This window comes from Pseudochelatococcus lubricantis, from assembly GCF_042432495.1.
In the GTDB taxonomy this organism is placed as follows: domain Bacteria; phylum Pseudomonadota; class Alphaproteobacteria; order Rhizobiales; family Beijerinckiaceae; genus Pseudochelatococcus; species Pseudochelatococcus lubricantis.
Genome location: NZ_JBHLXC010000006.1, coordinates 110,785 through 135,567, shown reverse-complemented (window position 1 = coordinate 135,567; position 24,783 = coordinate 110,785). Strand labels below are relative to the sequence as shown.

Sequence of the window (24,783 nt, the reverse complement as noted above, 5' to 3'; positions counted from 1 at the left end):
CCGCTCCGTTCCACGATCTGCCGGGCAGTTGCGGTCATCCCCTGCGTCGCCATTTTATTTTATAGTTGAAGCATTTCGACATGACTGTGCTCCGCTCTCCCGCCATGGGTCATACTTGCAGGAACTGCTCCTTGATCTTCGGTGTGCGGCGCAGCTCGTCGCTGGTGCCCATCCAGACGATGCGGCCCTTCTCGATCACGACGTGGCGGTCGGCGAAGCGGCTCAACGCATCGACATTCTTGTCGATGACGAGGATGGCCTCGCCCGCGTCCCGGATGGCGCGCAGGCAGGCCCAGATTTCATCCCGGATCAGCGGCGCGAGGCCCTCGGTCGCCTCGTCCAGCACAACGAGGCGCGGATTCGTCATCAATGCCCTGCCGATGGCGAGCATCTGCTGCTCGCCGCCGGAGAGCTGGTTGCCCATGTTGCGCCGCCGCTCCTTGAGGCGCGGGAACAGGGCGTAGACCTTCTCCAGCGTCCAGCGCGGCGCGCGCCCCGCGCCGCCATTGGCCGCGCCGCGCGCGGTCGCGACCAGGTTTTCCTCCACGCTGAGCGTGGGAAATATCTGCCGCCCCTCCGGCACCAGCCCGAGACCCCGCCGCGCGATCTGGAACGGCGGCTTGCCGGCGACGTCCTCACCATCGATGAGGATGCGCCCCGCCTTCGGCGGCAGCAGGCCGAAGATCGACTTGATCGTCGTCGTCTTTCCCATGCCGTTGCGTCCGAGCAGCGTCACGACCTCGCCCGCGTTGACGCTGAACGCGACGCCGAACAGGATGCGGGAATCGCCGTAGGCGTTTTCCAGCCCTTCGATTCTCAACATCGCCTATCTCCCCCCGCCCGCTGCAGCGGCTTCCGGTGCCTTGTCCGCCTGTTCGTCGCCAAGGTATGCGGCGCGCACCTCCGGATGCGCCCGCACCTCGGCGGGCGGCCCGGAAGCGATGACCTTGCCGTAAACCAGCACGCTGATACGATCCGCGAGCGAGAAGACGGCATCCATGTCGTGCTCGATGAGGATCAGCGTGTGCGTCTGTTTCAATGCGCGCATCAGCTCGACCAGTACCGCGGATTCCTCGTGGCTGGTGCCCGCAAGCGGTTCGTCGAGCAGCAGCATCCGCGCGCCGGTGGCAAGCGCCACCGCGATTTCGAGCTGGCGCTTCTCGCCGTGCGACAGCGTGCCCGCCCGCCGATGGGCGCGGTCCTCCAGGCCGAGACGTGCGAGCACGGCCATGGCTTCGTCGTTCAGCTTCCAGTCACGCGCGACGGGGGCGAAGAACCGGAAGCTCGATCCCGACCGCGCCTGCACGGCAATGGCGACGTTTTCCAGCGCCGTGAAGCCGTCGAGCAGCGCCGTGATCTGGAAGGAGCGTGCCAGCCCCCGCCGCACCCGCTGATGCATGGGCAGGCGCGTGATATCCTCCCCGGCGAAGACGACCTTGCCGCCGTTGCTCGGCAACCGGCCGGAAAGCTGGTGAATGAGCGTCGTCTTGCCGGCGCCATTGGGGCCGATGATGACGTGCAGCTCCCGCTCGGGAATGTCGAGACTGACGTTGTCCGTCACGACGAGCGCGCCGTAGGTCTTCGACAGGTTGCGGACGGAAAGCAGGGCGCCGGTTTCAGCCATGATGCGCGCCCCCCAGCAGCCGCTTCACAAGCCCGCCCACGCCGCCCTTGCTGAACAGCACGACGAGCAGCAGGATCAGGCCGAAGCCGAGCTTCCAGTGCTGCGAGAACGACGACAGCCATTCCTCCAGCAGGATGAAGGCGGCGGCGCCCGCGATCGGCCCGGCGAGCGTCCCCATGCCGCCGAGCACCACCATGACGATCAGCTCGCCCGAACGCTGCCAGCTCATGTAGGCGGGCGAGACGAACTCCACCTGGTTGGCAAGCAGCACGCCCGCCAGCGCCGCGATCGAGCCGGCGATGACATAGGCCGTGAGCTGATACGGAGAGGGTGAGAAGCCGATGGCCTGCATGCGGACCGCGTTATCGCGCGTGCCGCGCAGCACCCGCCCGAAGCGCGAGGCGATCAGCATGCGCGCCAGCAGGAACGCCCCCACCAGTACCGCGAGTACCGTATAGAACATCACGAGATTGTTTTCGAGCAGCGGCAGCCCCAGCACGGTCGAGCGGGCGGGAAGCGTATAGCCGTCGTCACCGCCAAAAGCCGACAGCGAGATCATCAGGAAGTACAGCATCTGCCCGAAGGCCAGCGTGATCATAATGAAATAGACCCCGCGCGTGCGCAGGCTGATCGCCCCCGTCACCAGCGCGAACAACGCGGCGACCGCTACCGCGACGAGGCTCTGCACCAGCAGATCGTTCACGCCATAGGCATTCAGGATTGCGACCGCATAGGCGCCGATGCCGACGAACGCGGCGTGGCCGAAGGATACCAGCGCCCCGAAGCCCAGGATGAGATCGAGCGACAGCGCGGCCAAGGCGAAGATCATGATGCGCGTCGCGACCACCAGCACGAAGGCATCGCCCGTGACGAGGGTCAGCAGCGGCAACGCGGCAAGGATGGCGAACATGGCGAGCGCGGCGAAGCCCGCCGTGCGGAACGACACCCTGACTTCCGCGAGATGGGCCGGCGCGATGTTGGTCGTCGAGCTGTTCATCGCACCGCCCCCCGCACAGGAAACAGGCCCATGGGCCGGAAGAGCAGCACCGCCGCCATCAGGATGTAGATCAGCATCGGTGCCAGCGCGCGCCCGGTTTGCGAGGCCGCCGAGGGATCGAGCATCGTGCGCAGCAGGATCGGCCCGAAGGTGCGCCCCACCGTATCGACCACACCGACGAGGATGGCGGCGATAAACGCCCCGCGCACAGACCCGACGCCGCCGATGACGATGACGACGAAGGTGAGGATCAGCACGGAATCGCCCATACCCGGCTCAACGGACAGGATCGGCGCGACCAGCGCCCCCGCGAGCCCCGCCAGCATCGCACCGAGGCCAAAGACGACCGTGAACAGCCGGCGGATGTCGACACCCAGCGCCGAGACCATCGGCGCGTTGGACGCCCCCGCCCGCAGCAGCATGCCGACCCGGGTGAAGTTGACCAGTACATACAGGCCCGCCGCCGTCGCGAGCCCCGCCGCAATGATGACGAGGCGGTACAGCGGATAGCGCACGTTGCCGAACAACTGCACCGATCCGGTCAGCACCTCCGGCACGGGCACGCTGAGGGGCGCCGCCCCCCAGATGACCTTGACGCTTTCGTTGAGGATGAGGATCAGGCCGAACGTCGCCAGCACCTGATCGAGATGGTCGCGCTCGTACAGCCGGCGGAACACCAGCAGTTCCAGAACGATGCCGAGCAGAAGCGCGGCCGGCAGCGCCAGCAGCAGCCCGAGCACGAAGGAGCCTGTGAGCGCCACGAAGGTCGCGGCGAAATAGGCGCCGACCATGTAAAGAACGCCGTGCGACAGGTTGATCAGATCCATGATGCCAAAAATCAGCGTCAACCCTGCTGCCACAAGGAACAGCATGATGCCGAACTGCACGCCGTTAAGCGCCTGAAGCAGAAAGAGATTCAACATTTCGGATAACAGGCCTCTCATCATGGCCCTGCTGCCAGCGCAATCTGTGGGCTGGAAGGGCGAGACGCGAACGCCGGTTCGTCTGCAGCGCGCGGCGCGAATACAGGCGACCCGGCAGCCGGGGCACGGCATCAGCCGCAGCCCGGCACCCGAAATACCGTTACATCTTGCAGCGGGATGCGTAGTTATCCTGATAATCGTCGAATATCTTCTCAACGACCTCGGTTGCATACTTTCCGTCCGGCCGCTTGACCACCTTCACCAGATAGAAATCCTGGATCGGGAAATGGTTGGGGCCGAACCGGAAATCGCCGCGCAGGGACTCGAACGGTGTTTTTTCGAGCGCCTCCCGCAGCTTGGCCTTGTCGGCGACGTTGCCGCCGGTGGCTTTCACGGCCGCATCGATGAGCAGCGCGGCGTCGTAGGCCTGAATGGCGTAAGTCGCGGGAACGTTGCCGAACTTCGCCTCGTACGCCTTCACGAAGTCGCGCGACTGCGCATTGTCGTAGTTCTGCGCCCAGTTCGCGCCGCCGAGGAAGCCGAGAGCGGCGTCCTGCTGGGCGGGCAGCGTGCTCTCATCCACGGTGAAGGCGGACAGGAACGGAATGCCTTCGAGGCCGGCCTGCCGGTACTGCTTCACGAGGTTGACGCCCATGCCCCCCGGCATGAACGCATAGACGGCATCGGGCTGATCGGCGGCGATCTGCGCCAGCTCCGCCGAAAAATCGAGCTGCCCCAGCGGTGTGAAGATCTCGTTTGTCACCTCACCCTTGTAGGAGTGCTTGAAGCCCGCGAGCGCATCCTTGCCGGCCTGATAGTTGGGCGCTATCAGGAACAGGCGCTTGTAGCCTTGGTTCTCGGCATACTTGCCGAGCACTTCGTGGATCTGGTCATTCTGATAGGAAGTGACGAAGAGATCGGGATTGCATTCGGCGCCCGCGAGGTTGGACGTGCCTGCATTGGTGCTGATGAGGAATGCGCCGCCTGCGGTGACGGGTTTGACGATCGCGCCGAGGACGTTGGAAAAGATCGGCCCGACGACGAAATCCACCTTCTCCCGCTCGACAAGCTCGCGCGCCTTGCTGACCGCCACGTCCGGCTTCTGCTCATCGTCGACGACGATGATCTCCGCATCGAGCCCGCCGAACTTGTTCCCCAGCTTCTCGGCCGCCAGCAGGAAGCCGTCGCGCGATTGCTCGCCTAGCACGGCAGCAGGGCCGCTCAGCGTGTAGAGAAGGCCGATCTTGATCTTGCCCTCCGCTGCCCAGGCAGCCGGGGACACAATGCATGATGTGGCTACACAGGCGGAGGCAACCAGCCCCGCAGTCCTTTTCCGGATTGACAACATTCCCGTTCCCCTGACTGGGGACGACCTCCGGCTGAGACCGGAATACCGTTGGCACCGCCCGGGTGCCGGAAAGCCGCCCTCGTTCTCTTCTGGCTTGGTGCGCACACCGTCCGGGAACCCCACCCGCGGCGGCGGCGCTGTTTTTTTCGAGGCTCTCTTTGTGCCCTTAGAAATTATTTTACACATAAACCATTTGGCCGCAACAGCCCATTTCCTGCCATTGCGCGATTTCCGCCCAAAGCTGCGCCATACTGTGCACGATGTTGCTTCAACGGCCGCCGCCGACGCATGAGATGGTATGCAACCATATGGAATATCGACGTTTCCTGTTGCATAGCATAAATGCATTGTCTCGTTCCGATGGCGGATTTTCCGCTTCGTCGACACGGCCGACGGCCCGCGCCAGCAGCAGATTTGCATCATATGCGGCGGGGTACAAGCGCAGGGTTTCCAGCACCCCTCATCCGGAGGGACCGGGCGGCAGCGCTTATACCGCGACATCCACGCCTGTCGTCAGTTGAAGGTTCTCTCCGCCGTCATTTCGGACGGGTGATGGTGGAGGCGGGCGCGGTTCGTTGCCTGAACGGCGTTCGCGGCAACTTCAGCGTCATGTAGGATTGCGGTTCATCGGTGACGGTGAAGCCGAGACGGGCGTAGACGCCATGGGCATCCACAGTGCGCAGCAGCCAGTTGCCGACATTCGCGAGATCGGGATGGCCGACCGCCCGGCGCGCCAGTTCGACGCCCAGTCCCTGGCCGCGATGGCGCGACGTGATGAACACATCCCGCAGGTAGGCGAACATGGCGCCGTCCGTCACCACGCGGCAGAACCCCACCAGAGTGCCCGCGGCGTCATAGGCGCCGAAGGGAAGCGAACAGCGCACGGCCTGCGTGAGGCGCCCGATTTCGAGATCGCACGCCCAGTAGGCTTCCTGCCGCATCGCCTCGTGCAGTATCTCTATATCCAGATACTGCCGGTCGGTGCTGATCCGGTAATCGCCGAAATTCCACGTATAGACGTCCGTTTCATAAGGCATGAGCTGCATTGTCGTCCCCGCGGTCTTGCGCACTCACGGCTTGTGGAAAGGAGTGCGCGGGCCTCACCCGAGCGCCTGGCTGGCGAGCGCGTAGGTCATCGCCTTTCCTGCCGCCACGCCCGGAGCCGGGTTGCGGCGCATGGCGAGGCCGCTGTCGACGCGGACAAGCCCCCAGCCCGCCAGTGCGGCGGAAAGGCCGCTCGTTTCGGGAACATCGAGGCGGATGAAATCACCGGGCGCGTCGTGGCATAGCCCCCCGATCAGCGCCAGCGCATCTTCATGTCGCGTTGCAACAACGGGGCCGACGACGAGCCCCCGGCCGAACGCACGGCGCACGGCAAAGCCCGTGACGCTGCCATGGCGCTCCAAGACGTTCACCTGCCCGCATGCAAACAGGGCGCCGATCAGCGCCGCGCGCCCGGCGCCGAACGCCTGCGCGTCGAGCGCCGCGATCGCCGCCATGTCGCCGGCGCAGGCCGGACGAAGCCCCTCGCCCACCGGCGCGAAATCGTCCGGCGGCGATACGTTGCCCTGATGCTGGAAGATGGTGCCCGTAGCGGTGAAACCCAGCTTCTCGTAGAGCGGGCGGCCATCCGGCGTGGCGATGAGGCGCAGTTCCCGCCCGGCCGCAAGGGCCATCGCCGCTTCCATGACCTTGCGGCCCACGCCGCGCCCGCGCATGGCGGCGTCGACGATGATCATGTTGACCGTGGCCACGCTCTCGCCGAACGGCGTCACGCAGGTCGTGCCGACAACCGCCTCGCCGGAAAGCGCCACCTTGCCCCATCCGAGTTGCAGGACGAAGCGCCAGTCCTCCAGCCGGTGCGGCCAGCCCGCCGCGCGAGAGAGCCGCAGCGCCTCCGGCAGGTGCGCTTCCGTCATATCGGCGATGCGAAAGAGGTCGGCAGTGGAATCGGCGGTCGTGGACATGGTGGCCATCTGCTCGGGTTGCCTGTGTTCTCGGTCCGGATAAGAAATCGCCGGATCAGAAATCGCCGGGTCTGGCGCGGCCGGCGGCGAATCGGTCGAGGCGGAACTGCATCGGGTCCTCGCTGGTCCGGCTGCCCGTCACCAGCTCGGCCATGAAGGCGCCCGCGCCCGTGCCGAGCCCGAAGCCGTGGCCGCTGAAGCCGGCGGCGACGTAGAAGCCGGGCAGCGCGTCAACCGCCGACATCACGGGAATGCCGTCCGGCGTACTGTCGACATACCCCGCCCAGGTGCTGCCGACGGGTACGTCCGCCAGCGGCGGCAACAGGCGGCGCGCCCGCTCCAGAATGGTCGCCACCGCGCGCCCGTCCGGCTTGGGGTCGAGAATGCGGGTATGCTCCATCGGCGTTGGCGCGTCCATGCGCCACAGACGGCGGCTTTCGTGACCCGCGCGCCAGCCCTGCAGCGACCCCAGCGACAACACGCGCCGGTTCTTGACGAACATCGGGATGAAGTGCCGCGCATAATGCAGCGCCTGCGGCGTCGGATCGACGGCGGCATAGCCTGAGATCGCCAGCGTACGGCCGCCGTCGCCGCGCTCCGTCAACGAGATCGTGGACGTGTGCATGGCGGGTGGCAACGCGCCGCCGCCGGGTTCCAGCCGCACGATCGGCACCCGCACCGTCGCCTGCGGCATGTCGATGCCGTGCTGCAGGCAGAAGGATGAGGCCCACGCGCCCCCGGCCAATACGACAGTGGAGGTGCGGATGACGCCCTTTTCCGTAATGACGCCGCTCACGCGCCCGGCCGTGCGCTCCAGCCCCCGCGCGGCGCAGCCCTGCACGACATGCCCGCCCAGCTTCATGACGCCGCGCGCGATGACGGGCGCGGCCCGCGCCGTGTCGGCGATGCCGTCGTGGGGCGAGAACACGCCGCCCTTCCATGTCCGCCCGGTGGCGCTGCCGCGCGCGGTCGCCGCCGCGCTGTCGAGCATAAAGGTCTCGACATCGTGCGTGACGGCGAAGTCCCGCCACCGTGCCCACCTGTCCAGTTCTTCCTCGTCGTTGGACAGGTACAGCAGGCCGCAGCGGCGGAAGCCCACGCTTTCGCCGATATCTTCCGCCAGCGCGTCCCACAGCGCCAGGCTGCGGACCGCCATCGGCAGCTCGCGCGCATCGCGGTTCTGCTGGCGGCACCAGCCCCAGTTGCGGCTGGACTGCTCGGCGCCGACAAGGCCCTTTTCCAGCACGCAGACGGATATCCCGCGCCGGGCCAGATAATAGGCGGTGCAGACGCCGATGATGCCCCCGCCGATCACCACGACATCGGCCGTTTCGGGCAGGCGGTTCGGGGTGTCGACCCCGATCAGCGGCACGGACAGCATGCTTTCCCTCCTGCCGCGCACGTCACTGGATGCGATCCAGAAAACGGTAATACGCCCCGACGATCGGCAGGAACCACGGCTTGCCGAAGTAGCCGGGAATGGCGTTCCAGGGCAATCCCTTCATGGGGTTGCGGTCGCCCTGGCCGAGAATTGTCTCGGCGAGAATCGTGCCCATCAGCGACGACATCTGAGCCCCGTGACCGGAATAGCCCATCGCGAACAGCAGGCCTTCGGCCTCCCCGGCGCGCGGAAAGCGATCCTGCGTCATGTCGACGAGGCCGCCCCAGCAGTAGTCGATGCCGACGTTCGCCAGATGGGGAAAGTAGCGCACCATGGATTCGCGCAGTATTTCACCCGCCCGGGCATCCGCCTTCGCGTCGGAGCCGCTGAACTGCGCGCGGCCGCCGAAGATCAGCCGATTGTCGGGAGACAGGCGGAAATAGTTGCCGATGTTGAGCGAGGTGACATAGGTGCGCAGACCCGGCAGCGTCGCCGCCGCCTCCGCCTCGCTCAGCGGACGGGTGGCGACGATGAAGCTGCCCATGGGCACGATGCGCCGGCGGAACCAGCCGAACGGGCCGGAGGTGTAGGCCCCCGTCGCCAGAATGACCTTGTTCGCCCTGAGCTCGCCGCGCGGCGTCGTCAACGCCCAGCCTTCGCCCGCCCGCTTGCGCGCCGTGACGGGCGCCCGCTCGAAAACCTGCGCGCCGTGGCGGGCGGCGGCATCGGCGAGCCCGTTGACGTAGCGGCCCATGTGCACCATGGCGCTCTTCTTCTGCAACATGCCGCCGAAGAAGGCGTCCGAGCCGATCTCGCGCGCCAGATCGCCGCGCGACAGCAGTTCGGTATCCGGATCGACGCTGCCGTGCAGCACTTCGTAGTTTCTGGCGATGCTCTCGTAATGGGCTGGCTTCGAGGCGAGCTTCAGCTTGCCGGAGCGCCGAAAGTCGCAGTCGATCCTCTCCTCCTGCACGATGTGCCCGATGAGATCGACGGAAGCGTCGAACGCTTTGTAGAGCGCCGCCGCCCGCTCCGCGCCCAGATGCTCCTTAGCGGCGATGAAGCTGTGCGCGATGCCGTTGTTGAGATGGCCGCCGTTGCGGCCGGAGCCGCCGTAACCCACGTGCTGAGCCTCCAGCACGGCGACGCTGCGGCCGGCCTTCGCCAGCACGCGGGCCGCCGCCAGCCCCGTGAAGCCACCGCCTATGACGGCGACGTCGAACTGACCCGCGACCGGCCCCTTCGCTCCGGCGTTGAACGGCGGAGCGGTATCATGCCAGTACGATTTGAGCTGCATTGCGTTCAACCTTTCCTGCAACCGGCCCCGTCCGTGTCGGCTGCGGTCATTTCCTGCGCGAACCAGAGTACGCGCCCCGCATCGCGATGATTGCCGCAATGCCTCCCGGAATCGCAGAATGTTGTGTTTCGGGAGGCGGGTTCGGCATGGCGTTGCGGAAGGTCAATCCAGCGCGTTCAGCACGGCGGCTGTGATCTCCTCCGTGCGGTGCCGGCCGGGAACCGCGCCGATGCCGGCGGCCGTCGTCCGCTCGATGGCGGCGATCACGCGCTCCGCCGCTTCCGTCTCGCCCAGATGCTCCAGCAACATCGCCCCGGACCAGATGGCCGCGACGGGATTGGCGATGCCGAGGTGGGCGATGTCCGGCGCGGAGCCGTGGACCGGCTCGAACATGGACGGCGCCGTGCGCGCGGGATTGATGTTGGCGGAGGCCGCAAAGCCGAGCCCGCCCTGGATGGCCGCGCCGAGATCGGTGAGGATGTCGCCAAACAGGTTCGATGCCACCACGACGTCCAGCGTTTCCGGCGCCATCACGAAACGGGCGGCGATGGCGTCGATGTGGTAGCTCGTGACCTCTACATCGGGATACTCCGCCGCGAGTTCCCGTGTCACCTCATCCCAGAACACCATCGAGTATTTCTGCGCGTTCGACTTGGTGACGGACGCGAGCCTGCCGCGCCGCCGCCGCGCCTGCTCGAAGCCGAAGCGCATGATGCGCTCGACGCCGCGGCGCGTGAAGATGGCGGTCTCCACGGCGACCTCGGCATCCGTGCCTTGATGCACGCGCCCGCCGGCGCCACTGTACTCGCCCTCGGTGTTCTCGCGAATGCAGAGGATGTCGAAGCCTTCCTTGCGCAGCGGCCCCTCCACGCCCGGCAGCAGGCGGTGCGGGCGAATGTTGGCGTACTGGTCGAAGGCCTTGCGGATCGGCAGCAGCAGCCCGTGCAGCGACACCGAGTCCGGCACCTTCGCCGGCCAGCCCACCGCCCCGAGCAGGATGGCGTCGAACCGGCTCAGGGTCTCTATGCCGTCCTCCGGCATCATGCGGCCGGTTTCGAGATACCTGTCGCACGACCAGTCGAAAATTTCGCCATCGAGCCCGAAACCGCCCTGTGCGGCGGCCCGCTGCAGCACCTGCCACGCGGCTTCGGTCACGGCCACGCCAATCCCGTCTCCGGGCACGAGTGCGACAGAATGGGTCTTCATCCGTTGTTTCCCTGTGGTTACGGCGGTTACGCGACCGCGGCGAGCGCCGCGGGAGGCGCTTTCGGTTGTGATTCCAGCATGGCACGCGCCATCGTGCGGAATCGTCCGAACATGCCGCGTTCTCGAAATAATGTGCGGCGGGAGGCCGTTAAAATGGCGTCATCTCTCCTCCCGCGCCGTTAACGTTGCAGGCAGCAGGATGAAGGGACAATCCATGGACATGTTGAAAGACAAATCGTTGTTCGTCGAGGCCGCGCTGGTGGGCGGCCAGTGGATCGCCGCCGGCGAGGGAGAGACGGTCGCGGTCTCGAACCCGGCGACCGGCCGGCAGCTCGGCGTCGTGCCCGCCCTTGGCACGGCGCAGACGCGCGCCGCCATCGCGGCCGCCGCCCGCGCCTTTCCGGCCTGGCGGCGTCGCACCAGTGCCGAGCGTGCCGCCGTCCTGGAGCGCTGGCACGCGCTCGTCGCGGAAAACGCCGACGACCTGGCCCGCATCCTGACGCTGGAACAGGGCAAGCCGCTGGCGGAAGCGCGCGGGGAAATCGGCTATGGCAACAGCTTCATCAAGTGGTTCGCGGAAGAAGCGCGCCGCGTCGGCGGACAGACGATTCCCTCCCCCACCGCTGATCGGCGAATCGTGGTCACCAAAGAGCCGGTGGGCGTTTGCGCCATCATCACCCCGTGGAATTTCCCCACCGCGATGATTACCCGCAAGGTGGCGCCCGCGCTCGCGGCGGGCTGCACGGTGGTGATCAAGCCGTCGGAGTTCACGCCCTACTCGGCGCTGGCGCTGGCCGTGCTGGCGGAACGCGCCGGCGTGCCCGCGGGCGTCATCAACGTCGTTACCGGCCTGCCGCAGGAGATCGGCGCGGAACTCACCGCGAGCCCGTTGGTGCGCAAGCTTTCCTTCACCGGCTCCACGCGGGTCGGCTCCTTCCTGATGCGCGAATGCGCCGGCACGGTGAAGCGGCTGAGCCTTGAACTCGGCGGCAACGCGCCCCTGATCGTGTTCGACGATGCCGATCTCGATCTGGCCGTCGAGGGGGCAATGGCCTCGAAGTTCCGCAATGGTGGCCAGACCTGCGTCTGCGCCAACCGCATTCTGGTGCAGGCCGGCGTCTACGACGCCTTCAGCGAGAAGCTTGCCGCCCGCGCCTCCGCGCTGAAGGTCGGCGACGGCCTCGATGCCGCGACGGACATCGGCCCCATGATCAATACGGCGGCGGTCACCAAGATTCGCCAGCACATCGCCGATGCGCTGGAAAAGGGAGCCTCCATCGCCTCGAACGCAGCGGAACCGCCGCAGGGCGAGCAGTATGTCGTGCCCGTCGTGCTGCGCAACGCCACCACCGACATGCTGCTGGCGCAGGAGGAAACCTTCGGCCCCGTGGCGCCGCTTTTCCGCTTCGAGACCGAGGAGGAGGCCGTCGCCATCGCCAACGGCACGCCCTTCGGCCTCGCCTCCTACTTCTTCACGCGCGATCTCGCCCGCGCGTGGCGGGTGTCGGAGGCGCTGGAGTTCGGCATGGTGGGGCTGAACACGGGCATGATATCAAACGAGGTCGCCCCCTTCGGCGGCGTGAAGCAGTCGGGTCTTGGCCGCGAGGGCGCACAGGTCGGCATCGAGGAATATCTGGAGCTGAAGACGCTGCACATCGGCGGGCTGTCGGCATAAGCCCGCCCGCGCTCAAAATAAGGAAACGAGAATCTGTCCTGTTTCACCGTAAACAGGACAGATTCCAGGCCTTGCACTGCGATATCAAAGCGCGATCAGCACGCTTTTCTGACGGCGGTTCGCCTTGTAGGCCTCGCGGCCCAGATCCTTGCCGACACCGGAGTTCCTGTAGCCGCCCGTCGGCAGGATGTGGTCGCGGCTGCGTCCGTAGCGGTTGACCCATACGGTGCCCGCCTCGATCTGCTTCGTGATGCGCAGCGCGCGCGACAGATCGCGCGTGAACAGGCCCGAGGCCAGCCCGTAGGTGGGATGGTTGGCGAGCGCCAGCGCCTCCTCCTCGCTGTCGAAGATCTGCACGGTCAGCACAGGGCCGAAGATCTCCTCGGTCACGGCGGGGGACGTTTCCGTCACGCCGGTCAGCACCGTGGGCTGGAAATAGTAGCCGTCCCCGTCGAAGCGCCGTCCGCCGACGATCACCTCGGCCCCCTGCGCGACGGCGGCGGCAACGATGCTCTCGATGCGGTTGAGCTGCCGTTCGGAGATGATCGGGGAATAGGTCGCCGCCTCGTCCCACGTCGCCTGCGGTTTGGCGTGGGCCATTGCGCGGCTTAGCGCCTCGGTCAGCGCGGGTGCCACGGAGCGCTCCACCAGCAGGCGGGAACCCGCGACGCAAACCTGCCCGGCGTTGTAGGTGATGCCGCGCGCGATGCAATCGGCGGCGAGCGCGAGGTCGGCGTCCGCGAAGACGATCTGCGGGCTCTTGCCGCCCAACTCCAGCGTCATGGGCTTGACGCCGCCCCGCGAGACGTTGGCCATGATCGCCTGCCCGGCGGCCGTGGAACCGGTGAAGCTGATCTTGGCGATGTCCGGGTGGCCTGTGATGGCGTTGCCGGTGGTCGGCCCGTCACCCAGCACCACGTTGACGACGCCCGCCGGCACCCCGGCCTGCTCGGCGAGTTCCACCAGATGGAGCGTGGCGAACGGCGTCATTTCGGAGGGCTTCAGCACCACGGCGTTGCCCGCCGCCAACGCAGGCGCGAGCTTCCACACCGCGATCGACAGTGGAAAGTTCCACGGCGTGATCGCGCCGACGACGCCGTAAGGCTCCGTCAGGATCATGCCGAGATGGTCGCTGGCGGTGGGGACGACGTCGCCCCCTTCCTTGTCCGCCAGTTCCGCGAAGAAACGGATCTGCTCGGCGCTGACGGCGACGTCCGCCGTCACGGCCTGCCCCACGGGGCGGGTGGAGGCGACGGCCTCCAGCCGGGCGAGCCGGGCGGCATGCTGCTCGACCAGCGCCGCCCAGCGATGCAGGACATTGACCCGGTCGCGCGGGCGCACATCGGCCCAGCCGCTTGCCTTCAGCGCCGCACGGGCCGTCTGCACCGCCTCGTCCACCACCGTGGCGTCGGCGACGGGGCAGTCCGCGAAGGCGCGGCCGTCGCTGGGGCGGCGCAGCGCGAGCCCCCCTTCGGCTGCGCGGTAGCGGCCGCCGATGTAATGACCGTGAGGCAGGGCGAGGGCTGCGGGATCGAAACTCAGCGTCATCGGGCGTCTTTCAGCATGGAGATGCGAGCGGGGCGGCGGCAGGCGCGCGGCCGGAAGGCGGGCTCTCTTTCGGCCCTTCCGTCATCGTAGATGCGGAAAGCAGCAAAATCTGCGCAAGCCAGCCCCCAAAACAAACGATCCGTGTGTTCTCGCCCCTCCTTTCAGCGGTTCTTTCCGGCGCGGACGGACAAGTCTGTCCGCCAATGTCGGCACTGCCGCCGGGACGTCACCGTTCAGGCATCGACCGGAGAGGGACCATGACCTTTTTCTGCAACACGGACGCCGGGCGCGGCGACCTTTTCCGCCGCCTATTCGGCGAGGCCCTGCCCGACCTGCCCTTCGCCGTTCCCGGTGATGACGTCGATGCCGCCGAGGTGCGCTACCTGCTCACCTGGACGGCGCCTCCGAACCTGCGCGACGCCTATCCGGCGCTTGAGGTGCTGTTTTCGACGGGCGCGGGCGTCGACCAGTTCCGTTTCGACGACCTGCCGCCGCAGACGCAGCTCGTGCGCATGATCGAGCCGGGCATCACCGCCATGATGCAGGAATATGTGGTCATGGGGGTGCTGGCCCTGCACCGCGGCTTGCCGGCCTATCTGGGTCAGCAGGCGCGGGAGGAATGGAAGGTCCTGCCCGCCGTCCCTGCCGCCGGGCGGCGCGTGGGCGTCATGGGGCTCGGCGAACTCGGCAAGGCGGTGCTGGAGGCCCTGCGACCGTTCGGCTTTCCGCTGGCCGGCTGGAGCCGCTCGGCACGCGACATCCCGGGCGTCGTCTGCCACAGCGGCGCAAGCGGCTTGCAGGACTTTCTCGCCGCCACGGACATCCTCATCTGCCTGCTGCCGCTGACGAACGAGACTCGCGGCATCCTCTCGGCTGATCTCTTCGCCCGCCTGCCGCAGGGCGCGGGGCTGGTGCACGCGGGACGCGGACAGCAGCTCGACGCGGCGGCGCTGATCGCCGCGCTCGACAGCGGCCATCTGGAAGCTGCCGTGATCGACGTCTGCGATCCGGAACCCCTGCCGCCCGGCCATCCCCTCTGGCACCATCCGCGCATTCTGCTGACGCCGCACGTGGCGAGCCAGACCAACGCGGAAACCGCCGCGCAGGTCGTCATCGACAACATCCGCCGCCATCGCCGTGGCGAGCCCATGGTCGGGCTCGTCACGCGCGAGCGCGGCTACTGATACCGGCGCCCCCGGTTTCCGACCGCCCGCGTGCGGGTTTTTCTTAAGCGCCGCAAGGGGTTGAACGCCACTCGGCATGACTTCTCAACAAGGAACGACACCATGAGCCTGCTTGTATCTATCGACCCTGACAACCTCGGCGAGGCGAAGGAAACGAAAGCCGCGCCGGACCGACTGCTCGCCGGCGATCCGTCATTCAGAACGTGGGAGCTGGACGACTCGCGCGGCGGCGAAGTGTCCACCGGCATCTGGGAAGCAACGCCGGGGACGACGCGCTCCATCAAGGGTGAAACCTTCGAATTCTGCCATATCCTCAGCGGCGTCGTCGAGATCACGCCGGAAGGCGGCGCTCCCGTTGTCTACCGCGCCGGAGACAGCTTCGTGATGAAGCCCGGCCTCGTCAGCACCTGGCGCACGATCGAGACGGTGCGCAAGATTTTCGTCGTCGTCGGCTGAACATCGCAACAGAAAGGCGGCCTCGGGCAATCGCCGAAGGCCGCCTTTTCGGCATCGCGCCGCGCGGGGCTGCGCAAAACCCGCATGCGAGCGGTCAAGTACCGGGAGCGCCGGTATCAGAGGCCCACGACACCCGGCAGGCCGCGAATGTCCCGAATCTCGGTATAGCCGTAATAGGGGTTTTCCGGCTCGTGCCGCCGGTTGACCCAGACCTTGTTCGTGATGCCGAGATCGTGTGCCGACATCAGGTCATAGCGGAACGACGACGAAACGTGCAGGATGTCCTCCGGCGCGCAGCCAAGGGTGTCGAACATGTATTCGAACGCCTGGAAGCGCGGCTTGTAGGCGTTGGCCTGCTGCGCCGTCAGCACCTTGTGGAAGGGCGCGCCCAGCTTTTCGACGTTCGACATGATCTGCTCGTCCATCGCGTTGGAGAGGATCACCAGCGGGAACTCCCTCGCGACCCGCGCGAGCCCTTCCGGCACGTCCGCATGCGGCCCCCAGGTCGGCACGGCCCGATAGAACTGCGCCGCCTCTTCCTCGACGAATGGCACCTGATTGCGTTTGCAGGCGCGCTCCACCGCGTTGCGCAGAACCTGATCGTAAGGCTTCCAGTCTCCCAGTATCTCGTCCAGGCGATAGGCGGCGAAATTCCTGATGAAGCCCTGCATCCGCGGCTCTTCGAGGCGCGCACCGTAGATTTCGCGCGCCTTCTCGGCCATCTGGAAGTTGGTCAGGGTTCCATAACAATCGAAGGTAATATACTTCGGCCGAAAGACGGTCATTGAAACATCTCCTCTGGTTTTGCGCCTGCAACTGGCTGGCGGTTCGCGACCAGCCGGCGGCGGCATCCTGTCATTCTAGGGGCATCCGGCTGCGCGGGTTGCTGCCGCCCGCCCCCGCGAACGCATGAAATTGCGTTTTGCCGCGGGCGGGACAGCAGGCTGTGCCGCCGTCAGGCGGAAGCCGCCGCCGGCAGGCCGTATTGCGCGCGCAGCCTCGCGAAGATTGCGGCCATCTGCTCCCGCACCGCGCCGTCCTGCCCCGCCTGCGCGACGGTGTCGAAGATGCGGTGCTTCAGGAAGAAGCGCCAGCCGACGGGCACGGAAGCCAGAAATTCCGTCAGCAAATCGTACCGCTCGCGCGTCCACACGCTTTCAAAAGCCACCCGCTCCCGGCCGAACGTGAACATGCCGCTGGCGGCGGTACCGGTTGCGGCACGCAGAGCCGCCGTCGCGGCCTCGTCCACCTGCGCCCGCACGCCCTCGCCGGCGATCGCCACACCGTAGTCGGCCCGTGCGCTCCCCGGCGAGACATAGCCGCAGCGCACGTCCGCCAGCACGGCCTCCGGCGGGCGCCGGAACGGATCGCCATAGCCGCCCGCGCCGGGACCGATAACGCGGATGACGTCGCCGGGGTCGCAATGCACCACGTCGGTGTTGCCCAGTTCCGCCTCTCCCGCCGTGCCGGGGTTTCTGACGAAGTGCGACACGACGCCCGCGTGCGCCCCCTGCACACCCCACGAGGGCATCAGCGAACGGTTGCGGTTGCGCGCCGTCACCACCGTCTCGGGCGACGACACCCGGAATTCCATCACCGCCGACAGCCCGCCGCGATAGCGCCCCGGCGCGCCCGTATCGGGATGGAGGCCGTAGCGCAGGAAATGCACGGGCACCTCCGCCTCGCTGATTTCCACGGGCGTGTTGCGCAGGAAGCCCGTCGCACCGCCCGCGCCGTCGCTGCCATCGCAGAACGGGGTGCCGCCGCCGCCGCCGCCGACCGGGCCGATCGACGCCATCACGGGCCGCCCGGCGCGGTCGGCGGTCTTGACGTTCAGGATCGCGTTGCCGCCCGGCGACGCCGCCGGCATCAGGTGTGGCAACGCCTGCGCGAAGGCGCCCACGGTCACGATCTGCGTCATGGCGCAGGTCAGCGAGCGCATGCCCACAGCCGCCGGCCGTTGCGCGTTGACGACGGTGCCCTCCGGCAGAATGGCCCGCGCCGGGCGCAGGGTGCCCGCGTTCAGCAGGATGTCGTTGTTCAGCGTGTAGAGCACATAGGTGAGCCCCACCATGACGAGCGGATGGCGCTCGCGCCCACCCGTCGGCATGTTCAGTGAGGAGGCGAGTTGCGGGTCGCTGCCGGTGTAGTCCAGCTCGGCCTCGTCGCCCCGGATGCGCAGCGTCAGCGCCACCCGGCAGGGCCTGCCGCCGACGGAGTCCTCGTCGGCATAATCGGCGAAGAAGTAATCGCCGTCCGGCACCTTGCGCAGCACTGCCCGCGCCTGCCTGTCGGCGTAGTCCAGCAGCATGCCGACACCCTCGATGAAGGCATCGAAACCGAAGCGGCGGATGATCTCCCGGATCTTGCGCTCGCCCACGTTGACGCAGGCAAGCTGGGCATGCAGGTCCCCGCCGTTCTGGTCCGGCGAGCGCACGTTGGCGCGCAGCACCTCCACGACGAAGTCGTTGAGCACCCCGCCCGCCACCAGCTTGACCGGGGGAATGCGCACCCCCTCCTGCTCGATCTCCGTCAGCGAGCGCGACAGCGACGCCGGCACCGCGCCGCCCACATCGGTGTTGTGAATGTGCCCGACGACGAAGCACGCGATGCGGCCCTCGTGGAACACCGGCTTCCAGATGTGGAGATCCGGCGAGTGCGTGGCGACGAAACCGCTGTAGGGATCGTTGGTAACGCAGATGTCGCCTTCCACATAGCTGTCGAACATGTCGAGCAGCGGGCGATAGTCGATGCCGCTGTACCACGGCGCGCCAAAATGGCGCGGGCTCGTGAAGGCGAGGCCCTCCCGCGTGACGATCTGGCAGGAGAAATCCTCGGTTTCCTTCACGAAGGCCGAATGCGCCGTGCGCATCAGCGTGAAGGCCATCGCATCGGCCGCCGCGGCACAGAAGTTTGCCAGAACCTGAAGGTTGCGCTCATCGACGGCCATGACTCAAGCTTCCTTCCGCTGCGGCGTGATCAGGAGGTTGCCGAAGCCGTCGACGTTGACGCTGAACCCCGGCGGGATGACGGTGGTGGTGTCGTCCTGCGCCACGATGGCGGGCGCGCCGAAGCAATGGCCCGCGCGCAACTGCATCCGCGCATAGACAGGCGTCTCAAGCTGCACGCCGTCGAACCACGCGGCAACCGTCTTCAGCGGCACGGCCGCGTCCGTGGCGGCGGGCAGCGGCAGCAGCGGAGGCTTGGGCGTGTGCCCCGCGACCACCAGCCGCAGGTTCACGAGTTGCACGGCGCCGTGCGCGTCCGCATGGCCGAAAAGGCGTTCGTGCTCGGCATGAAATGCCGCGACGATGGCCCGCGTGTCGCCATTCTCCAGCCAGGCAGGCTCAAGCTGTGTCTCGATCTCGTAGGACTGGCCCTGGTAGCGCATGTCGGCGGAAACGGCGAGCCGCGCCTCGCCTGTGTAGCCTTGGCCGTCGCGAAGCCAGCCGAGCGCCCTCTCGCGCAGCGCGGCATAGGGCGCGGCGAGGCCCGCGACGCCGGCGTCGTCCACGTCGATGTAGAGGGTGCGGATGAAGTCGTTCTTCAGGTCCGCGATCAGCCCGCCCAGCGCCGAAACGACCCCCGGCGTCGGCGGCACCACGACGCCCTTGATGTCGAGTTCGCGCGCAAGAAAGCAGGCCAGCATCGCGCCCGCCCCGCCGAAGGCGAACAGGTGGAACTCGCGCGGATCGATGCCGAAACGCGAGATGAGGCCGCTGACCTCCGCATACATGCCCGACACCGAAACCGCGACGATGTTGCCCGCTACCTCCTCCACCGAAACGCCGAGCGCCTGTGCGAGAGGCGCGATGGCTGTGCGCGCCGCCGCCCGGTTGACTACGACGGCGTCGTAGCCGAGCGGCGCATGTCCCAGCAGGTTGCTCGCCGCCATCGCGTCCGTGACGGTGGGGCGCACGCCGCCGCGCCCGTAGCAGGCCGGCCCCGGCGTGGAGCCGGCGCTGTCCGGCCCCACCCGCAGCACATTCATCTCGTCGACCCAGGCCACGGAGCCCCCGCCCTGCCCCACCGAACTGACCGAAACCGAGGGCACGTAAATCTGGAAATCGCCGATCAGTTCGCCCACGCCGTATTGCGGTTGCCCGTCGACGATCACGGCGACGTCCGCGCTGGTGCCGCCGATATCGAGGCTCAGCACTTTCGGGAAGCCGCTGGCGGCGGCGATGTAGCCCGCACCGATCACGCCCGATGCCGTGCCGGAAAGGATTATCTGCACGCATTCGGCTCGCGCCTGATCAATGCTCATCACACCGCCGTTGGACTTGGTGATGTGCAGCGGGCACGCCACGCCCCGCTCGCGCAGCACGCGCTCGAAGGAATCGAGATAACGCGCCACGCGCGGCTGCACATAGCCGCTGATGGTGGCGGTGATGGTGCGCTCGTATTCGCGGATGATCGGCCATGTCTCGCTGGAGCAGAACACGGGCAGCTCCGGCGCGACCTCCCCGATCAAGGCCTTGACGGCCTTCTCGTTTTCCGGGTTACGATAGGAATGGAGGAAGGAGATGACGATACCCGCGCAGCCCGCCGCCCGTACGCTCTCGATCGCGGCCAGCACATCCGCGCGCTGCGGCGCGAGCAGCACCTGCCCGCGCGCATCCATGCGCTCCGCGATGCCGAAGACGCGGTAGCGTGGCACGAGCGGCGCGGGGCGCGCCGAGTAGAGATCGTGGATGCGGGGAATTTTCAGCCGCCCGAGCTGCAGCACGTCCTCGAAACAGCGTGTCGTGAACAGGGCGATATCGTCGCCGTTGCGCTGGATGACCGCGTTCACGCCGACGGTGGTGCCGTGCGTGAAATAGGTGATGTCACTGGCCGCGATGCCATGGCGCGCCTCAAGCGCCTCAAGCCCGGCGACAATCTCCGCGCCGGGCGCGTCGGGCCGCGAAAACACCTTCAGCGTCGCGATGGAGGCGTCGGCTTCGTTGAACACCGCGAAATCGGTGAACGACCCGCCCACATCCACGCCAACACGATATCCCATTTAAACCCGCCTCCGGACGATTGTCTTTTCCCGTTTCCGGAGTGCCACACCCGCCCGTCGCCGGGCCAATTCCATCTTGAGCGGACGACCAAACCGCAGGTTATGCGGCGGGGCGAAAGATCGTGCCGCATTTTTCCGATGGAACAACGCACGAGATAGGCAGGGAATGATGATTTTGGCCGCTTATTCGAAAGGTTCTTCGCCGTGCTTTCCGGTCAAATTGAATGGTTTCCGAACGCCGGACATCGGGAACGATTGTCCGGCGGCGGTTCGGGCAAGGGAGGGCAGACATGCAGGCGAGCGCCATTCTTTCCGATCTCGTGGGATTCCCTTCGGTCTGTGGCACGCCGAACGGGCCGATCGTCGACTATGTGCGCGGCTATCTGGCCTTCCACGGCATCCCGAGCCAGATCGTCAGCGGGCCGGAGGGCGACCGCTTCAATCTCTTCGCCACCATCGGCCCGGCGGACCAGCCGGGCTACATCCTTTCCGGCCACATGGACGTGGTGTCGGCGGAGGGGCAGGCGTGGAGCACCGACCCCTTCCGGCTGAGCCTCGACAACGGCCGCTACTTCGGGCGAGGCGCGACGGACATGAAGGGCTTTCTCGCCTGCGTGCTGGCGACGGTGCCCGAATACGCGGCCATGGACCTCGCCCGGCCCGTCCACATCGCCTTTTCCTACGACGAGGAAAGCGGCTGCCGTGGCGTCAAGCACCTGTTGCGCAGTCTGGGGCCGCTGTGCCATCCGCCCGCCGGCTGCATCGTCGGCGAGCCGAGCGACATGCGCCCCGTGCTCTCGCACAAGGGCAAGATATCGCTCGCTCTCTCGTTTCAGGGCCGGGCCGGGCATTCGTCCAACCCGGCGCAGGGCGAGAACGCCATCTATCCGGCCGCGGAGCTGATCGGCTTCGTGCGCGCGCAGGCCGACAGGCTGGCGCAGGAAGGACCGTTCGACGCCACGTTCGAGCCCGCCTTCTCCACCATGCAGGTCGGCACGGTGCTCGGCGGTACGGCGGTGAACATCATCCCCGACCGCTGCGTCGTGGAACTGGAAATCCGCGCCATCCCCGGCCACGATCCGGTGCAGGCAGGCGCGACGGTGCTGGCCTTCGCCGACAGCCTTGCGGAAGCCGCCCATGCGCGCGGCGGTACGCTCCAGATCCGGCACGAGGAAACCAGCAGCTATCCGCCGCTGGCGCCGAATCCCGACCCGGCGCTTGCCGAGCTGCTCACGCGGCTCACCGGCCTCGCGCCGCAGCAGTCCGTCAGCTATGGCACGGAAGCCGGGCTGTACCAGCAGGCCGGCATTCCGGCCATCATCTGCGGGCCGGGCTCCATCACCCGCGCGCACCGTGCCAACGAATACATTCTGGACAGCGAACTCGACGCCTGCACCGCCATGCTGCGCGGACTAGGCATCCATCTGCAACGCCACTGACCGGCGCGCCGCGCCAACCGGCAGCATATTATGCCGCAAGTCCCGCCAAAATGCATCGCAACCGCTTCCAGTGACGCCCGACAAAGAGCCAACTGCCTGCAGGATCAGCGAAGTATATCGAAGCAAGCTAACGGAGTCCCTGCATGATCTCGAACTCACTCATCGAACTTGACCGGCGCCATCTCGTGCATCCGGTTACCGCCTACCGGGAGCACGAGAAGCGCGGTGCCACGGTGCTGACGTCGGCCTCCGGCATTCATGTGCAGGACAGTACCGGCAAGCGCTATCTCGACGGCTTCGCCGGCCTGTGGTGCGTCAACGCCGGTTACGGCCAGCAGTCCATCGTGGACGCAGCCGCAAAGCAGATGGCCGAACTGCCTTATGCAACCGGCTATTTCGGCTTCTCGAACGAGCCCGCCATCCTGCTCGCCAGCCAACTGACGGAACTGGCGCCCGGCACGCTGAACCATGTCTATTTCGCGCTGGGCGGCTCGGATTCCGTCGACAGCGCCGTCCGCTTCACGCAATACTACTGCAACGCCATCGGCAAGCCGGAGAAACGGCACTTCATCTCGCTGGAGATGGGTTATCACGGATCGAGCACGACCGGCGCCGGTCTCACCGCCCTGCCCGCCTTCCATGCGGGCTTCAACGTGCCGCTGCCCAACCAGCACAAGATTCCGTCGCATTATTCCTATCGCAACCCGGTCGGCGAGGACCCGCAGGCCATCATCGCCGCCTCCGTGCAGGCCCTGCGCGACAAGGTGACCGCGCTCGGCGGGCCGGATCATGTCGCCGCCTTCATCTGCGAGCCGGTGCAGGGCTCGGGCGGCGTTCTGGTGCCGCCGAAGGGCTGGCTGCCCGCCATGCAGGCCGCCTGCCGCGAACTGGACATCCTGTTCATCATTGACGAGGTCATCACCGGATTCGGGCGGATCGGCCCGTTGTTCGGCAGCGAGGTGGAGAGCCTCGAACCCGATCTCATGACGGTGGCAAAGGGCCTCACCTCCGGCTACGCGCCGATGGGCGCCGTATTCCTCAGCGACAGGATCTACGACACCATCGCCGACCATGCCGGGAAAAACGCTGTGGGGCATGGCTTTACCTACTCTGCCCACCCCGTCAGCGCTGCCGTGGGCCTCGCGACGCTTCGTCTGTACACCGAGGGCGGCCTGCTCGAAAGCGGCCAGCACGCCGGCGCGCGGCTGATGTCGCGCCTTGCCGAACTCGCTGGCCATCCGCTGGTGGGCGAGGTGCGCGGCATCTCGATGCTGGCCGGTATAGAGGTCGTCGCCAGCAAGGAAACGCGGGAGCTGTTCGCGCCCGATGTCGCGATCGGCGCGCGCCTCGCGACCGCCAGCCTCGATAACGGTGTCATTTTCCGCGCCTTCGCCAACGGCACCATCGGCCTCGCACCCAGTCTGAACTACACGCCGGACGACATTGACGAGCTGGTGGCGCGTGTGAAGAAGTCTCTCGACGATGTGCTCGAACAGCCGGAAGTGCGTTCGGCTCTGGTGTCCTGAAGCTGAAATTCGCCCAGGCTTTATATCAGCCGAGGAGTGAACCTGGAAATCGCGACGCTGGCGTGACGCGAAATAATGTGCTGTATTTTCTGGCCCGGACGACAGTCCGGGCCAGAGGGAACGATTCATAGCACAAGCGTTACGCCGAAAGCGCATCTCGATGAGATTACCCAAGCTCGACCGTATAGATCTCAAGATTCTGTCGGAACTGCAGAAAAACGGACGCATCACCAACGTCAAGCTCGCGGACGCCGTGGGCCTTTCGCCCAGCCCCTGCCTCATGCGGGTTCGCAGGCTGGAAAAAGCCGGCTACATCGGCGGCTATGGCGCCACCATCAATATGGCGAAGCTTGGCGAGGTGATCTCGGTCTTTACCGAAATAACACTTTCAGATCATCGGCATGGCGATTTCTTCCGTTTCGAGTCGGCGATCCGGAATGTCGATGAGGTGGTGGAGTGCCATCTGGTCAGCGGCGGCTATGATTATCTGCTGAAGTTCGTCGCGCGTGGCATCGTCCATTACCAGGAAACAATCGAACAGTTGCTGCAACGCGATATCGGCATCGACAAATACTTCAGTTATGTCGTGATCAAATCGCCCTTCATCAAAGCGCACTACCCGCTGACCGCACTTTTCGACGAGTCCCACTGACACACCCGGCCGTCGATGCAGTAAGGCCACTCACGTTGCCGCGCCCTGCATCGAATTTTTGCACGGTGCCCATGGCCGCGCCAGATGCGGCGGCATGCGTGATTGCGGGCGGTTATCGACTCCAAACCGCAGGTTATGCCGCGGCGACGCCCCGTGAAAGACGACGGTTCTGCGTGATCCGGCATATTCCCGCGCCGCTGGCCGACCTCGCCGGCGGGCTGCGCGTTTCTGCCGCGACGGCATTCTTTTTCGGAAATATCTGCCGCAAGGGGGTGGCATTTCAGTGCATCTGCCAGTGCCGGGCCTTGCAGAATCGACATTGGTAGAAGGCAGCAGGAATTCTCGTTTCAAGCGCCAGCTCAACAGGTTACGCCCAAAATACGCATGAGGGGATGCGAGGGGAGTAAAAATTCGTTCCTGGCATAACAATTGCTTGATGTCGTCATAAGAGCGAGCGGCAACGGCAGGATTTTCCGCCGCCGTGATACGTGAACAATTATCCATGCCAGATCGTGTGTCTTGCGCACGGGTGCGCCCGTCATGGCGATCGCGTTT

21 protein-coding genes are annotated in these 24,783 nt (G+C 66.5%); 7 read left to right on the top strand and 14 right to left on the bottom strand.

Annotated features, from left to right (window positions below; genetic code table 11):
• Positions 1 to 109: 109 nt before the first annotated feature.
• The 10 genes from ACFFJ7_RS11430 to ACFFJ7_RS11385 form a co-directional block, all read right to left on the bottom strand.
• Positions 110 to 823: an ABC transporter ATP-binding protein gene (locus tag ACFFJ7_RS11430; protein ID WP_377592414.1), complete on the bottom strand. Its 714-nt coding sequence runs from the start codon at positions 821 to 823 to the stop codon at positions 110 to 112.
• A 3-nt stretch (positions 824 to 826) separates the two neighbouring features.
• Complete coding sequence (locus tag ACFFJ7_RS11425; protein WP_377592413.1) at positions 827 to 1,624, bottom strand: ABC transporter ATP-binding protein; 798 nt, start codon at positions 1,622 to 1,624, stop codon at positions 827 to 829.
• On the bottom strand, positions 1,617 to 2,621 hold the full coding sequence (locus tag ACFFJ7_RS11420; RefSeq protein ID WP_377592412.1) for a branched-chain amino acid ABC transporter permease: 1,005 nt from the start codon (positions 2,619 to 2,621) through the stop codon (positions 1,617 to 1,619). Before ACFFJ7_RS11420 ends, ACFFJ7_RS11425 begins: the two co-directional genes overlap by 8 nt.
• Positions 2,618 to 3,544, bottom strand: coding sequence for a branched-chain amino acid ABC transporter permease (locus tag ACFFJ7_RS11415; RefSeq protein ID WP_377592411.1), 927 nt, complete (start codon positions 3,542 to 3,544; stop codon positions 2,618 to 2,620). Before ACFFJ7_RS11415 ends, ACFFJ7_RS11420 begins: the two co-directional genes overlap by 4 nt.
• A 160-nt stretch (positions 3,545 to 3,704) precedes the next feature.
• Complete coding sequence (locus ACFFJ7_RS11410; RefSeq protein WP_377592410.1) at positions 3,705 to 4,892, bottom strand: ABC transporter substrate-binding protein; 1,188 nt, start codon at positions 4,890 to 4,892, stop codon at positions 3,705 to 3,707.
• A gap of 536 nt (positions 4,893 to 5,428) precedes the next feature.
• On the bottom strand, positions 5,429 to 5,938 hold the full coding sequence (locus ACFFJ7_RS11405; protein ID WP_377592409.1) for a GNAT family N-acetyltransferase: 510 nt from the start codon (positions 5,936 to 5,938) through the stop codon (positions 5,429 to 5,431).
• A gap of 54 nt (positions 5,939 to 5,992) precedes the next feature.
• Complete coding sequence (locus ACFFJ7_RS11400; RefSeq protein WP_377592408.1) at positions 5,993 to 6,859, bottom strand: GNAT family N-acetyltransferase; 867 nt, start codon at positions 6,857 to 6,859, stop codon at positions 5,993 to 5,995.
• Between the two features lie 55 nt (positions 6,860 to 6,914).
• Complete coding sequence (locus ACFFJ7_RS11395) at positions 6,915 to 8,237, bottom strand: NAD(P)/FAD-dependent oxidoreductase (protein ID WP_377593007.1); 1,323 nt, start codon at positions 8,235 to 8,237, stop codon at positions 6,915 to 6,917.
• Positions 8,238 to 8,262: 25 nt separating this feature from the next.
• Positions 8,263 to 9,537, bottom strand: coding sequence for an NAD(P)/FAD-dependent oxidoreductase (locus ACFFJ7_RS11390; RefSeq protein ID WP_377592407.1), 1,275 nt, complete (start codon positions 9,535 to 9,537; stop codon positions 8,263 to 8,265).
• A 162-nt stretch (positions 9,538 to 9,699) separates the two neighbouring features.
• On the bottom strand, positions 9,700 to 10,743 hold the full coding sequence (locus tag ACFFJ7_RS11385; RefSeq protein WP_377592406.1) for a tartrate dehydrogenase: 1,044 nt from the start codon (positions 10,741 to 10,743) through the stop codon (positions 9,700 to 9,702).
• Between the two features lie 214 nt (positions 10,744 to 10,957).
• On the opposite strand from ACFFJ7_RS11385, the gene ACFFJ7_RS11380 reads away from it, so the two are divergent.
• The gene (locus ACFFJ7_RS11380) at positions 10,958 to 12,418 is read left to right on the top strand and encodes an NAD-dependent succinate-semialdehyde dehydrogenase (protein ID WP_377592405.1); all 1,461 of its coding nucleotides are present in this window, start codon (positions 10,958 to 10,960) and stop codon (positions 12,416 to 12,418) included.
• Positions 12,419 to 12,502: 84 nt separating this feature from the next.
• Here ACFFJ7_RS11380 and ACFFJ7_RS11375 read toward each other — a convergent pair whose 3' ends face one another.
• The gene (locus tag ACFFJ7_RS11375; protein ID WP_377592404.1) at positions 12,503 to 13,966 is read right to left on the bottom strand and encodes an aldehyde dehydrogenase family protein; all 1,464 of its coding nucleotides are present in this window, start codon (positions 13,964 to 13,966) and stop codon (positions 12,503 to 12,505) included.
• A gap of 257 nt (positions 13,967 to 14,223) precedes the next feature.
• Between ACFFJ7_RS11375 and ACFFJ7_RS11370 the strand changes: the two genes are divergently transcribed.
• Both ACFFJ7_RS11370 and ACFFJ7_RS11365 read left to right on the top strand, forming a co-directional pair.
• Entirely contained in the window at positions 14,224 to 15,150 is a 927-nt protein-coding gene (locus ACFFJ7_RS11370; RefSeq protein WP_377592401.1) for a 2-hydroxyacid dehydrogenase, read from the top strand.
• A 102-nt stretch (positions 15,151 to 15,252) separates the two neighbouring features.
• The gene (locus ACFFJ7_RS11365; protein WP_377592399.1) at positions 15,253 to 15,606 is read left to right on the top strand and encodes a cupin domain-containing protein; all 354 of its coding nucleotides are present in this window, start codon (positions 15,253 to 15,255) and stop codon (positions 15,604 to 15,606) included.
• A 116-nt stretch (positions 15,607 to 15,722) separates the two neighbouring features.
• On the opposite strand, the gene ACFFJ7_RS11360 is transcribed toward ACFFJ7_RS11365, so the two are convergent.
• The 3 genes from ACFFJ7_RS11360 to ACFFJ7_RS11350 all read right to left on the bottom strand — a co-directional run bounded on the left by ACFFJ7_RS11360 (position 15,723) and on the right by ACFFJ7_RS11350 (position 20,611).
• Entirely contained in the window at positions 15,723 to 16,391 is a 669-nt protein-coding gene (locus ACFFJ7_RS11360; protein WP_377592396.1) for a haloacid dehalogenase type II, read from the bottom strand.
• A gap of 170 nt (positions 16,392 to 16,561) precedes the next feature.
• Positions 16,562 to 18,556 (bottom strand): hydantoinase B/oxoprolinase family protein, encoded by a 1,995-nt coding sequence (locus tag ACFFJ7_RS11355; protein ID WP_377592394.1) that lies wholly within the window; start codon positions 18,554 to 18,556, stop codon positions 16,562 to 16,564.
• Between the two features lie 3 nt (positions 18,557 to 18,559).
• Positions 18,560 to 20,611, bottom strand: a complete 2,052-nt coding sequence (locus tag ACFFJ7_RS11350; RefSeq protein WP_377592392.1) for a hydantoinase/oxoprolinase family protein — start codon at positions 20,609 to 20,611, stop codon at positions 18,560 to 18,562.
• Between the two features lie 290 nt (positions 20,612 to 20,901).
• Here ACFFJ7_RS11350 and argE point away from each other — a divergent pair, with 290 nt between their 5' ends.
• From argE to ACFFJ7_RS11330, 4 genes are all read left to right on the top strand, one after another.
• Complete coding sequence (gene argE, locus ACFFJ7_RS11345) at positions 20,902 to 22,050, top strand: acetylornithine deacetylase (RefSeq protein WP_166951197.1); 1,149 nt, start codon at positions 20,902 to 20,904, stop codon at positions 22,048 to 22,050.
• Positions 22,051 to 22,193: 143 nt separating this feature from the next.
• Positions 22,194 to 23,576, top strand: a complete 1,383-nt coding sequence (locus ACFFJ7_RS11340; RefSeq protein WP_377592389.1) for an aminotransferase class III-fold pyridoxal phosphate-dependent enzyme — start codon at positions 22,194 to 22,196, stop codon at positions 23,574 to 23,576.
• A gap of 160 nt (positions 23,577 to 23,736) precedes the next feature.
• The gene (locus tag ACFFJ7_RS11335; RefSeq protein WP_377592387.1) at positions 23,737 to 24,228 is read left to right on the top strand and encodes an Lrp/AsnC family transcriptional regulator; all 492 of its coding nucleotides are present in this window, start codon (positions 23,737 to 23,739) and stop codon (positions 24,226 to 24,228) included.
• A gap of 71 nt (positions 24,229 to 24,299) precedes the next feature.
• On the top strand, positions 24,300 to 24,554 hold the full coding sequence (locus tag ACFFJ7_RS11330) for a hypothetical protein (protein WP_377592385.1): 255 nt from the start codon (positions 24,300 to 24,302) through the stop codon (positions 24,552 to 24,554).
• Positions 24,555 to 24,783 lie beyond the last annotated feature (229 nt).